Here is a 13,870-nt window from a genome sequence, read left to right on the forward strand (position 1 = left end):
CACCCCAATAAATTAAGGGTAGTATTTGCAATATTCGACGGCGTTTATCTCATTAAAGTCACATCGCCCTGGAATAATACGACTTCCCCATCAATAAATTCAACCTCGGCAAAATATGTAAACACCTGGGCATTGTACACCTTACCCCTGTCATAACCATTCCATCCAAACCCTGAATCATTTGGTGGAAAATCATACACTTCAAATACATTCTCTCCCCAACGGTTAAAGATCAAAAACGAATGGATTTTTTCAATATCTTTTCCACCCAGTATGGTGAGAATATCATTGTTCCCGTCTCCGTTCGGAGAGAATACATTGGGGATAAATACCTCGTGCGGGCGGTTCACAAAGATCGTGATTTCTTCCGTCTGCGCACAACCGTTATCATCAGTGATCGTTATGCTGTAATTCGTCGTCGTCAGCGGCTGCACCGTAAAGGACAGACAATCCCCGCAGTCAACCACGCCCGGAGCTTCCCATACTATACTCATCAACTCCGCCGGATCTACATTCAGGATCGCATCCACCGCCGCATCATCTCCCAGGTTGATATAAATATCCTCCCCGAGATCCAGTTGAAGGTCATTGCCATCCTCCAGCAGCAGTTCCTGTTCATATTCACAGCCTGCCACATCCTGAACTACAAGGTTGTAAACGCCTCCAGTCAATCCCTGATAACTCGGCGATGCCGTAAACGGACTACCGTTGATACTGTATAAATACGGTGAAGATCCTCCCATAACACCCGAGATCACTATGCTCCCGTCGGCATCACCAAAACACGTCGGGCTATCAAACTCTGCCAGTATGCCCGTCGGGGCTGCGGCATCAAGGGTCACCAACACCTGGCTCTGGGCGCTACAGCCGTTATCTTCATTCTCTACATTCAGTGTATAAACTCCTGGGGCCGATACTTCAAAGATCAGGCTGTTCTCCCCTATCGGGCTGCCTCCATAACTCCAGGTGAACACTATATTGCTGCCCGTACTCGTTCCGCTGGCATTGATCGTCACCGATTCACTGTGACAATCGATCTCCTGGTCGGCACCGGCATTCGCTATCGGCGCCGCGATATCCTGCGTCACCATCACTTCATCCGTATCCTCGCAACCATTCTCCGTATTCAGCACCGTCAGCACATACAAGCCCGGCTGCGTCACCGCCGGTGTCGCCGTATTGCCTCCCGAACTGATCAATCCCTGCGCCGTCGTCCAGCTGTAACTGATGTTCGGCCCTGTCTCCGAGGCCGTTCCGTCCAGCGTATAACTCAATACATTACAGTCCAGGTGACCCGGATCCCCCGCTACCGCCAGGGGCTGATCTATATTCTGACTCACCTCAACGCTGTCCATATTATGACATCCCGTGGCCATATCCATCACCTCCATCGAATAGATATCTGCCTGGGAGACTTCTATCATTGGCTCCGAACCCTCGGCTATCGTGTTCCCCAGACCATCCTTCCAGCTGTATAAAATATCAGGCCCTGACTGCGATCCACTGCCGTCTATCAACACCATCTCCGTTATACAATCCAGCTCATCGTTTACCTCAAGGCTCACCAGCGGCACATACGCCAGGTCTTCCACCCCGATCATCGATACTTCCGAGACACACTGATGTACCGTATCCGTTACCACCAGGCTGTACTGGCCTTCCATATCCACCTCAGGATGAAGCATATTCTCATTGGCGGCATTGATCCCCGGGCCCGTCCACACATAGGTGTATGCCGGTCCTGCGCTCGTCAGGTCACTGCCCAGGACTGTCGTTAACACCTCACAATCAAGGTCCTGGTCCACTCCTGCGGCCGATACCGGCAGCGCGATCTCTTCCACCAAAACCTCTTCGTAGGCCGCACAGTTGTATTCATTCGTTACCGTGACCCCCATTAACCCGGGGCTCGTCACCATTATGGTTGAGCTGCTTGTATTGTCCGTCCATTCAAAACCTGTGAACGTGCCGGTTACTTCCAGCATCGTCGAACTGCCTTCACAGTAATACGTCGTCCCGCTTATCGCAAATACCGGTAGCGGATTTTCTGTCACCATTACTGTGGTGGAGTCCACACATCCAAAGCTGTTGCTCACCGCTACGCTGTAACTCCCCGGACTGCTGACTACCAGATTCTGGCTCCCTGCTCCCGTCGACCAGCTATAACTAGTAAAACCCACGCCCGCATCAAGCGTCGTTCCCGATCCGGCACAGTAATCCAGCACGCCCGTGATCTGGGGAACGGGCAGTGCGTTTTCCGTGACCACGACCGTGGTGGAATCCACACATCCAAAACCGTTGCTCACCGCTACACTGTAACTCCCCGGACTGTTCACTTCCACCTCCTGACTGTTTGACCCCGTAGACCAGGTATAATTGGTAAAACCGGCGCCCGCATCAAGCATCGTCGAAAAGCCCGAACAATAATCCAGGTTTCCTGATATCTGTGGACTCGGAAGCGGGTTTTCTGTCACCGCTACACTGGTAGAATCTATACAGCCAAAGCCGTTGCTCACCACTACACTGTAGTTTCCGGGGCTACTCACCGAAAGGTCCTGGCTCACGGCTCCCGTGGACCAGCTATAGCTCGCAAATCCGGCGCCCGCATCAAGCATCGTCCCTGCTCCCGAACAATATTCCAGTCCCCCCGTGATTTGGGGGGTTGGCAATGGATTTTCAATGACTTCCACCATTGTAGAATCTACACATCCCTCGGCGCTGGTCACCGCTACGCTATACTGACCCGGTGAGGAGACCGTCAATTGCTGGGAGCCTGCTCCCGTCGACCAGTTATAAGCCGTATAACCTGCTCCCGCATCCAGCATCGTTGCTGAACCGGCGCAGTAATCCAGCACGCCCGTGATCTGTGGGATGGGAAGCGCGTTTTCTGTCACATCCACAGACGTCTCTCCTATGCAGCCTCCTGAATCCGTGACCGTCACACTGTACGTCCCCGGGCTGCTCACCTGTAAGGTCTGCCCCGTACTGGTATCGCTCCACTGATAGGTCGCAAACCCGCTGCCCGCATTTAAGGTCGTCGTCGTCGTTTCACAATAGGCCAGCGGACCTGAGATCACAGGACTCAGTTCTGTATCTTCCGTTATCATCACACTGTTTTCCCCTACGCATCCGTTATCATCCGTGACCGTCACCGAGAATGCCTCCGCGCTGCTCACATTGATCGTCGCCGTAGTACTTCCGTCTGACCAAAGGTAATTCGCATATACGCCCGCATCAAGCGTTGTGAAACCGCCAATGCAGTAACTCGTCGAGCCTCCTATCACCACCACCGGCAGTGCATTCTCCGTAACCGCATAACTGCCCGTCGTCTCACAACCATTACCATCCGTTACCGTTACATCGTAATTCCCGCCACTGCTCACCGTGATCTGCTGCGTCGCTTCTGTGCCCGACCAGTTGTAGGTTACATATCCCGGCCCGGCATCCAGCGACACATCTGCCCCGCTGCAAAATTCAGTGTCCCCGGTGATTACCGGATCCGTTACCGTATAAATGGTCGTCAATATATCTGAGGTCGTTTCACAACCGTTGTTATCCGTGACCACCACGCTGTAGGTCGTCGCGGCATCGGCTTCGATCTGTGGGCTCAGGGCGCCGGTTGACCAAACATAAGCCGCAAAAGCATTGCTCACCTCCAGTGTGGTGGTCGTACCCGGACAAAAATCCGTCACCCCGGTGATCTGTGGATCTTCCGTTATATATTCACTCACCGTGACCATATTACTGCCCACGCAGCCATTGTCATCTTCTACCGTCAGTTCATAAATGCCCTCCGCACCTACCTCAAGGGTGGTGCTTGTCTCCCCGCCTGTCCAGCTGTAGGATACATATCCCGTCTCGCCTTCCAGCATCGTCGTCGTGCCCGGACAGTAACTCAGCGTTCCCGTGATCGAAGGTACCGGTAACGTATTTTCCGTTACTGTCATATCAGCACTGCCGACACAGCCGTTGACATCCGTGACCGAAACACTGATCATCCCCGCCGTCGATACCTCCGTGGTCGGGCCTGTTGTCGCATCCGACCAGGCATAACCTGTATAAATATCATCCACGAAGACCGTCGCCGTGGCGCCCGTACAGAAATTATCTGCTCCCTGTATCGATAAAACAGGATTGGCGTTCTCTACCACATCTACACTCGCCTGACCGCTGCATCCATATGCATCTGTCACCATTACCGTTACCTGACCCGGTGCCGTAACCTCCGTCATGGCGCTCACATCACTCGTACTCCAGCTATAACTCGCATAGCCACTGCCGGCAGACAGCGTAGTGGACGATCCTTCACAATATTCAAGTGACCCGGTAATCACCGGACTTAATTCTGCCTCCTCCGTCACCATGATCCCTGCACTTGCCTCACATCCGTTATTATCCGTTACCGTGACCCCGTAGGTTCCTGCCGTGGTCACCGTCAGGGTCTGATTTGTACTGTTGTCTGTCCATAGGTAAGCTGCAAAAACTCCCTCTGCCGATAACTCCGCGGCTCCGCCAGGACAATACGTCGTACTGCCTCCTATGCTTACCGTTGGAAGAGCATTGGTGGTCAGCGTCACCGTACTTTGAGCCGTACAGCCCGAGGCGCTCGTCGCCGTTACCGTATAGGTGCCGGCCTGGGTAAATTCAGGCGTTGCTCCCATCGTTCCATCCGACCATACATAAGTGTCAAAGCCCGGGGTCACCCCCAGGGTCACCGAACTGCCTTCACAGAATTCCGTGTCGCCCGTTATCGCTATATCTGTGGGCTGAAGGACCACTTCAAGAGGCTCACTCACACTCTCGCAGCCCGAGGCCGTAATTCCTGTCACACTATAGATCCCTATGGTATCAACCGTCAGTGTCTGACCCGTATCCCCGGTAGACCATTCATAACTCGCAAAGCCCGCATCCGCCGTAAGTAGCGTGGTGCCGCCTTCACAAACCTCTGCCGTGCCGCTTATCGTGATTGGCGCAGGCGGAAGGATCGTTACATCGGCAGAAGTGCTGCCCGTACAGCCGTTCGCGTCCGTTACCGTTACGCCATAAGTTCCCGCTGAGGTCGCCGTATAACTTGAAGAGCTGCTCCCGCCTGTCCAGGAATATCCTGAATAAATCCCCGTAAGGCTCAGCGTCGTGGTGCCTCCTTCACAGATCGACAGGGCGCCCGTGATCACAGGCGCCGGTGGAGTGCCCTGCGTTACCGTGACACTCGCCTGACCTTCACATCCTGTCGTATTTGTTACCGTGACGCTGTACGTCCCGGGGCTATTTACCGTGATCGTTGTACTGCTCAGTCCATTGGACCACGCATAGGAATTAAAGCCCGCTCCTGCACTTAAGGTCGTGCTGCCCCCGGCACATAACTGCGTATTCCCACTGATCGTCACACTCAGGGACGCGGCCAGGTTTACATCTATCGAGGCCTCTCCCATACAACCATTCACATCGGTTACCGTGACGCTATAGGTCCCAGGGTCGTTCACCCCGAGAACCTGTTGGTTCCAGCTGTTATTCCATGCGTAGGACGCATATCCGGAACCGGCATCGATGAACCCTGTCTCTCCCTGGCATATCGTTGAATTCCCGTTGATCGTCGGAACGGGGTTCCCATGCTGGATCACCTCAACAAAGGTTGATCCCACACAGCCTTCATCATTGGTCACCTCCAGCGTCACCACGCCGGGGGCCCCGATGATATATTCTGTTCCATTCGGCGAGCCCAGCCCGCCCCAATTATAGGAAATATACCCTCCATCGGCCATTAAGGTCGTATATCCATCTTCACAAAAACTCAAATCTCCACTGATCACTGGATTGGGAACCGCCGCCGCCGTGGCCGTAAAACTCCCTGTGGTCTCACATCCGTTATTGTCCGTAACTGTTACACTATAAGTCCCAAGGCCCGCCGCCGTCGTTTGCTGCGTTGAGGCTCCCGTTGACCAATTGTATCCCGAAAACCCGCTTCCTGCATCCAGCGGGGTACTTTGACCCGGGCACAAGGTATTGTCCCCTGTTATCGTCGGGGACGTTACCGCAAAATTATTTACCTGTACCGTCTGCTCTCCTGCACAGCCTTCCCCATCCGTCACCGTCACTGTATAACTTCCCGGACCGTTTACCGTGGTCGTCTGAAGGGTTCCCCCTCCCGTCCACTGGTAACTTACAAAACCGCCCCCCGCATCAAGCGTCGTGCTCGTATTGCCCTGTGGGCATACCGACAAAACTCCTGTTATATTGGGCTGGGGCAGTGCATTTTGGCTCACCGAAACACTACCCGTGCCCGTACAACCGTTCACGTCTGTCACCGTTACACTATAAGTTCCCGGAGCATTATAATTATTCGTCTGGCCGCTCCCGCCGCCTGACCATGCATAATTTACATATCCTCCCCCTGCATCAAGCGTCGTGGTCTGACCCGGACAGATCATCAGATCTCCTGTTATCATCGGTGTCGGGGGCGCTTCCTGTGTGATCGTAAACGACGTCGACCCCATACAGCCATTCGCATTCGTCACCGTTACACCGTAGGTGCCCGGCGTATTATATACATTCGTCTGGCCAGTGCCGCCGCCGCTCCAGCTGTAACTCGAATAACCCGGGCCCGCATCATATGTCGTCGCTATCCCCGGGCATATTGTCATATCCCCACTCACGCTCGGCGTCGGAAGCGGGTTTTCAGTCACCGACAGGGAAGTCTGACCTGTACAGCCGTTCGCATCCGTTACCGTGACCGATACCGTTCCTGGGCTGCTTACCGTCAGCGTCGACCCTGTACTCATATCCGACCATGTATAGCCTGTGAAACTCCCGCCACTTACCGATAACGTCGTACTGTTCCCTGCGCAAAAGGAGGCCGTCCCACTGATCACCGGAGCCAGAGGGGCCGCCTGCGTGACGTTTATCGTGCCTTCGTACAAACAGCCCCCGGATCCTTCTACTGTGACCCCATATGTCCCGGCGGAGCTCACCGTGATCATCTGCGTCGTCTCATTCGTACTCCAGTCGTAATTCATATATCCACCTCCCGCATCCAGCGATATGCTCCCGCCCGAGCACAATACTCCCGAGGGCGTGATCGCTACCGGGGATGTCGTGGCCTCTGTGATCACGATACTCCCCACTCCCGTACACATATTCGCATCCGTGACCGTGACCGTATAGGTACCCGCCGTCGATACCGTGATCGACTGCGTATTGGCATTCGTATTCCAGAGATAACCCGAGTACCCTCCGGGGGCGCTGATCACTACGCTGCCGCCCGTACAAAACGTCGGGCCTCCACTGATCGCTACATTGATTGGTGGAAGTTCTGTTACATTATAAGTCGCCACCCCTTCACATCCGTTGCCATCCGTGACCGTGACCGTGAATATTCCACTTGTGGATACCGTGATCGAAGGACTCGTGGCATTTGTACTCCAATTATAGGAACTCCAGCTGCCGGGGCTCAACGTAACCCCGGTGCCTGAACAGAACGAGGGATTCCCGCCGCTTGGCTGCGGGGGGGCAAGAGTGGTTACTGTAATATTATCCGTTCTGACACAAGTACCATCAGTCATGGTAATGGTGTAAGTAGCATTTACTGCAACACCATCTGGCAATAAGATATCCGGATTTAATACATTGGTGGCACTTAAATAGGAGAGCGCACTGGCAGGATTGGCTGTCCATACGTAGGTTTCAGCACCGGAGTTTCCATTTACTGTGGGAGAAAAGGAAGCCATTCCCCCCTGGCAAATATTAATATCAGGTCCTGTGGAAATGGATATCGTACATCCATCACAAATTATATAATCAGAAGCCTGGTTGGGTGAGGTGCCATCAAAAGTCAGGGACATTGCGCCACCATTGCCGCTATAGTCATTTATAAGAATTAAATACGTTTGTCCCGGCTGAACAACCAATCCTGGCTGGTATCCGCTATTAGACCCCGTATTAGAAAGGCCAGCAATATCGGAGGCTGAAAAATTACAAGTAATTGGACTTCCTAAATTACTGCAATCAGGATTGGGGCCCCACATGGCAAAATCGGTATCAACAGGAGTGCCCACTGATGTTGCCGTAAATTCCAAAACTGAGTTTGGTGGCATTGTGGCGTCAAAGGTAATTTCAAACCATTGGGAATTATCCTCCTGAGACAAAAGACATCCTGAATCGTTATTTGGATTGGCAAAATCATCAATTGGCCCTATGCCTGAAGGATCAAAAACCAATTGACCATCATTACAAATTTGTTCAGCAGTGCTGCAATCGGACTGTGAAAAAGATTTGAAGGAAAGGAACAGGAAAAGAAATACAATAAAAAGGATGTAATTTTTCTTCATAACTGATATAAGCGCATGTTAATTTTGTAGAAATAAAATCACTTTTACTTCTACATGAATAAATTTTAAACTTGAGTCGAAACTCATATAAGCCAACCTTTTAACCAACCTGGATGCGAAATTCAAAAGAAAAATAAGCCATAACTCTTTACTTCCTTTTCCAGGCAGATAGTTAAAATGGTAGTCAAAAAGAGTTTTCGAATGGCGGGAAGGGGTAATTTTTAATTTTATAGAGCGCGTATGTAGTTATTTTAATCTTGTAATTAAGGACATTACAAAATAATGAGGTTTTGGATCGTTATAAACCACGAACTGGCTTAATAAATAACTGTTTGCCAACATTGCACCAAAAAACAATCTAAGCAATGAAATGGGTAGGTTTAAAAGAAAATCTTACAAATTTACTTTAAAATCTAAGCTTTACAATCATTAAATTCAACAAAAATAGTAGTTCCTTCATCTAATACAGACTCAGCCCATATTTTTCCTCCGTAGATATCGACTATTTTCCTGCAAACTGAAAGTCCTAAGCCAGACCCACTGGAATCTCTATTATTAAGCCGTTTAAATGGTTTGAAAATATAATCAAGATAATCTTTTTCAATTCCCTTACCATTATCCTTAAAAGAAAACAGACACCCGTTATTATGAAAATGTTGCCCACGAACAATAATTACAAGGGGTCTTTTTTCTGAGGCAAACTTAATCGAATTATCGATAATATTGAAAAATAAATTTTTTATTAAAACGGGATTGCCTAAAATGTATCCTAGATTCTCCTCACAAATTAAAGAAAAATCTACTTCTCTATCACTGAAAAAATGATTTTTTAACTCATGAAAAATATTATTAATATCCACCAGTTTTCTGGTTTTCAAGTCAGCACTAAGGTTAGCATAATTGAGTAAATCATCCAGAGTTTTGCTCATCCTCAAGCTACTTTCTCTTATAAAAGTGAGGCTTTTATCATTTTCGGCCCCCGCTTTAATGTCCTTATTTTTTGCTCCGAGAATTTGAGAAAAACTAATTACCGATCGCAATGATTCTTTCAAATCATGAGAAGCGGCGAAAGTAAATTGTTGCAAACTATTATTACTCACTTCCAATTGCCTGTTTACAGCGTTTAATTCCTGATTGGCATCGGCCAGTTTTTGATAACTTTCATTTAATTCCTCATTACTTTTGACAAGACGGGCATTTATTTTTTTTCTTTGAAGGTTACTCAAAAAAAGCGCAAACAAAAGTATCAGAATACATACCAAGGCAATAGTCAACCGGGCAATAAATCTGTTTTTTGCCTTTACCTCCAGGAACTGAAATTCCTTTTCTTTTTCATGAATCGCATCAGCACGTGCCAAATCCTGGTTATATTTTGCATTCAACTCCATTAAAAGATTCGAATTAGCCCTTTGTTCAAGACTATCACGCATTGCTTCCGCGCTTTTTAGGGCTTCAAGTGATTTTTTAAACTTGCCGTTTTTTTCGTAAATGTTCGCTATCAAACGAAAAATTTCTTCGCGGTCTTCCAGAGTTGCAAAATCAGCTACTTCTTTAAATTTTTCGGCATATTTTAAGGCTAATGAAAGATCTCCTGCGTCAAAATATGCTTCACTGAGATTGTATAGGGTATGAGCATAAGTTTGGGATTGGGGGTTTTTCCTCCGGGTATCCAGACTTTTTCGGATATAATCAATCGCCATAGCAAAATTACCTTCCTTTTTCTCCAAATCCCCCAAGGCATCATAACAATAGGCGGAAAAGCCCTCATTTTCCAATTCTTCGGCTAACATTAAAGCCTTTTGATAATAAATACGTGCCAATTCAAATTGATTCTGTCCCTGGTAAACTATCCCAAGGTTATAACTACTGGAAAAAACCCCAATAATATCATTCATTTCCTGGCGGATGGACAACGCTCGTTTATAAAATTCAAGGGCGCTTTCATAATTCTCCATATAATTGTAAACCCCGGCAATTCCATCTAGCGTTTTAGCTAAAGAACGCTTATCAATGTGAGCGCTTTTCTCCTTAATCCTCAGGCTGGCAAAATAGTATTCGAGGGCTTGGCTGTAATTCTCCTGTTTTTCACTGATCAGGCCAAGATTCTGATAAAAACCGGCAATCCTGATACTGTCTTTGATCTCTGCTTTTTGAGCAAGTGCCAGCCCTTCCTGAGTGTACTTTAACGCCTCGTCAATATTTCCAAGAACATGGTTGGCATAACCAATATTCATGTAACTTCGGATCAATCCGCTTTCATTGTGAATGGCCTCAAACTTATCTTTTGCCAGCAAATAATATTCCAAAGCTGAAAAATGATCCGATTTGGCCCAATAGGCCGACCCTTGAATCAGGCTTGCTTCCGCTAACAGATTATTATCAGAAGCCTTTTGGGCAAGTATAATGCCTTCTTCTAAAAAAATCAATGCGCTATCAGGATCAGCAGAATAATACAAATCTCCCAAGCGAATAAACAATTTGGCTTTGGCTGTGTCTGTAGTCACACTTTTAATCCGCAATTTCAGGCTGTCAATAACCTGCAGGCGATCCTGGCCATGGGCAACAAAGGCATAACAAACAAGAAAAAGAATAATCGGCTTTTTGAAAAAACTCATAGCAGTTGAATTAACCTGTTTAGGGCTAAACTATTAATTTCCATATTAAAGGTAATAAAAAAAACAGTCTTTCCCCTACCCCTCTCGAATGGGCACATTCTGTTTATTTAATATTCTGCTCTTCATTACCTGGAATTATTTAGAAAATTTTGTCATTTTTTTATTAAAATCACCGCGGGTTTAGCTTTATGATCATAAATTTTCAATGCAATATTTTAATGCCTTCATCGATTAGTGTAATTTTGCGAAAATTTTTCCTCCTATTTTTATTTTCATTTTTTTTTGAAAATTTCGAAATATGGTATTAACTTTGATAATATGAAAGCAATAACTAATTTAAACGCTGTTATAAACGATAAAAAGCTACCTAAGGAATTACGGATAATTGCCGAAAAGGTTTCAAAAAATGAAAGAATTACCACAGAAGAGGGTGTTCTTCTATTTGAAAAAGGTTCTCTTGCTTTTGTGGGCAGTCTGGCCAACTTTGTTCGACAGGAAAAGAACGGGAAAACGACCTGGTTCAACCGAAATTTTCATATCGAGCCCACCAATGTGTGTCTTTATACCTGTAAATTTTGCTCCTATTCCAGAATGATCAAACAAAGGGGTGAGGGTTGGGAATATTCCATAGATGAAATCATGGAGATGGTTAAAAAATATGACGATCAGCCTGTCACAGAGGTGCATATCGTCGGAGGCGTTTTGCCGCAATATGATTTTGATTTTTACACCACTTTATATCGACAAATAAAAGCACATCGCCCTGAATTGCATATTAAAGCACTTACGCCGGTTGAATATCATTATATTTTCAAAAAGGCGAAGATCAGCTATGAAGAAGGGATGAAAGCGATGCACGAAGCAGGGCTGGATTCCTTACCTGGAGGAGGTGCTGAAATTTTTGACGAAGCCCTGAGGGACGAAATTGCAGGAGGAAAATGCAGCTCAGAAGAATGGTTGCGGATTCATGAGATCTGGCATGAAATGGGGTTACGCTCCAATGCAACCATTTTATACGGGCATGTAGAAACTTTTGAGCAAAGGATTGATCACATGAACAGGCTCAGAGCATTGCAGGATAAAACCGGTGGATTTCAAACTTTCATTCCTCTTAAATTCAGGAATAAAAACAATGAAATGTCCCATGTTCCAGAAGTAAGCGTTGTCGAAGACCTTAGAAACTACGCCATCAGCCGTATTTTTCTCGACAATTTTGATCACATCAAAGCCTATTGGCCCATGATCGGAAGGACGACCGCACAGTTATCTCTGGATTTTGGTGTGGATGACCTTGACGGCACCATTGACGATACGACCAAAATATATTCTATGGCAGGATCTGAAGAACAAAACCCGGCAATGAGTACAGAAGATTTGGTCAAAACCATCCGGAGTGCAGGGTATGTTGCAAAGGAAAGAGATACTTTATACAACATCGTCAGGGATTTTACTGATTATCAGTTTGAGGATGATAAGGTCTATAAAGGATACGTTTCCCTGCCTGTGGTCAATAATTAATATATGGACAAAATAAAAGTTACTGCCGTTAGTTACCTGAATACCAAGCCACTGCTTTACGGTATTCTCAATAGTAGTATCGCCGGTCAAATTGAACTCCAACTGGACATCCCTTCAGTTTGTGCCCAAAAACTCAATTCAGGAGAGGCAGACCTGGGGCTCATTCCGGTGGCGGCAATTCCTGAAATCGAACATGCTGAAATTATCACCGATTATTGTATCGGAGCTAATGGCAAGGTAAAAACCGTATGCATTTACGGCGATTGTCCTATTGAGGAAATGGAGGCCATTTACCTGGATTACCACTCGAGAACTTCCGTGGAACTGACCAAATTGTTGTTAAAAGACTATTGGAAATTATCTCCCAAACTTATCCCGGCACCCCCCGGATACGAAACTAAAATAAGCAAAAAAACCGGGGGCCTCATTATCGGGGACAGGACAATAGGACTCGATAGTCAATATCCCTTTATTTACGACCTGGGGGAATTGTGGCAAAAGCATACCGGTCTTTCTTTCGTTTTTGCTGCCTGGGTAAGTAACCGTACGTTGAATCCTGCTTTTATCCGCCAATTCAATGAAGCGATGAAAAAAGGAGTCGCTGCCATCCCGCAACTGATTTATTTACTCCCTACACAGGAATTCGACCTCGAAGCTTATTTTACCCACAATATCAGCTATGAACTGGATCTTCAAAAAAGGGAAAGCCTTGCTTTATTTTTAAATTCCATCAGCGGCGATTCATTGTCTGAAGCAACAAAAAAGAGTCTGGTTTGTTGATTTATGGTTATTTATCCATTTAGCTTTTTTTTTAAAACTGAACACAAACCATAACATTCACAATGAATTTTGAATTAGCTACCCTCGGTGGAGGTTGTTTTTGGTGTCTTGAGGCCGTTTATGAACAACTCCAGGGCGTTCAATCGATTGTTTCCGGATATGCAGGTGGAACAGCAGCTACCGCTAATTACAGAGATGTTTGTTCCGGCACTACGGATCATGCTGAAGTCGTCCAGGTCAAATTCGATCCTGAAAAAATTTCTTTTTCGGAAATCCTGGATGTTTTCTGGACTATTCATGATCCCACTACCCTGAACAGGCAGGGGAATGACGTTGGGCCACAGTACAGATCCGTTATTTTTTATCATAATGAAACACAAAAAAAGTTTGCGGAACAATCCAAATCAGTAATTGCTCCAAAGATATGGGATGACCCTGTGGTAACAGAAATCAGTGCACTCCATGAATTTTTTCCGGCAGAAAATTACCACCAGGGATATTATGAAAAAACAGGGTCACGAAATCCTTATTGTTCCTTCGTTATTACTCCTAAAGTGACAAAATTCAGGAAACAATTTGCAGAAAAATTAAAAAAAGAAAGCTAGTTGATTTTTTTGGGTGATTCAGATTTATTTC

Annotated in this window: 5 protein-coding genes; 3 read left to right on the forward strand and 2 right to left on the reverse strand. The window is 46.9% G+C overall.

Annotated features, from left to right (window positions below):
- Window positions 1-44 precede the first annotated feature (44 nt).
- Window positions 45-8,321 (reverse strand): gliding motility-associated C-terminal domain-containing protein, encoded by an 8,277-nt coding sequence (locus tag H6571_03455; protein ID MCB9322776.1) that lies wholly within the window; start codon window positions 8,319-8,321, stop codon window positions 45-47.
- A 413-nt stretch (window positions 8,322-8,734) separates the two neighbouring features.
- Window positions 8,735-10,555: a tetratricopeptide repeat protein gene (locus tag H6571_03460; GenBank protein MCB9322777.1), complete on the reverse strand. Its 1,821-nt coding sequence runs from the start codon at window positions 10,553-10,555 to the stop codon at window positions 8,735-8,737.
- Window positions 10,556-11,254: 699 nt separating this feature from the next.
- Here H6571_03460 and mqnE point away from each other — a divergent pair.
- The 3 genes from mqnE (at window position 11,255) to msrA (ending at window position 13,839) form a co-directional block, all read left to right on the forward strand.
- Window positions 11,255-12,454, forward strand: a complete 1,200-nt coding sequence (mqnE, locus tag H6571_03465; GenBank protein MCB9322778.1) for an aminofutalosine synthase MqnE — start codon at window positions 11,255-11,257, stop codon at window positions 12,452-12,454.
- 3 nt (window positions 12,455-12,457) lie between these two features.
- Window positions 12,458-13,234 (forward strand): menaquinone biosynthesis protein, encoded by a 777-nt coding sequence (locus H6571_03470; protein MCB9322779.1) that lies wholly within the window; start codon window positions 12,458-12,460, stop codon window positions 13,232-13,234.
- Window positions 13,235-13,296: 62 nt separating this feature from the next.
- Window positions 13,297-13,839 (forward strand): peptide-methionine (S)-S-oxide reductase MsrA, encoded by a 543-nt coding sequence (gene msrA / locus H6571_03475; GenBank protein MCB9322780.1) that lies wholly within the window; start codon window positions 13,297-13,299, stop codon window positions 13,837-13,839.
- Window positions 13,840-13,870: the final 31 nt, after the last annotated feature.

It is taken from the genome of Lewinellaceae bacterium (assembly GCA_020636105.1).
Taxonomy (GTDB): Bacteria; Bacteroidota; Bacteroidia; order Chitinophagales; family Saprospiraceae; genus BCD1.

Excerpts from the sequence above, each read along its gene's own strand:
- H6571_03455 (MCB9322776.1), bottom strand. The coding sequence starts at position 8,321 with ATGAAGAAAAATTACATCCTTTTTATTGTATTTCTTTTCCTGTTCCTT.
- H6571_03460 (MCB9322777.1), bottom strand. The coding sequence starts at position 10,555 with ATGAATATTGGTTATGCCAACCATGTTCTTGGAAATATTGACGAGGCG.
- mqnE (MCB9322778.1), top strand. The coding sequence starts at position 11,255 with ATGAAAGCAATAACTAATTTAAACGCTGTTATAAACGATAAAAAGCTA.
- H6571_03470 (MCB9322779.1), top strand. The coding sequence starts at position 12,458 with ATGGACAAAATAAAAGTTACTGCCGTTAGTTACCTGAATACCAAGCCA.
- msrA (MCB9322780.1), top strand. The coding sequence starts at position 13,297 with ATGAATTTTGAATTAGCTACCCTCGGTGGAGGTTGTTTTTGGTGTCTT.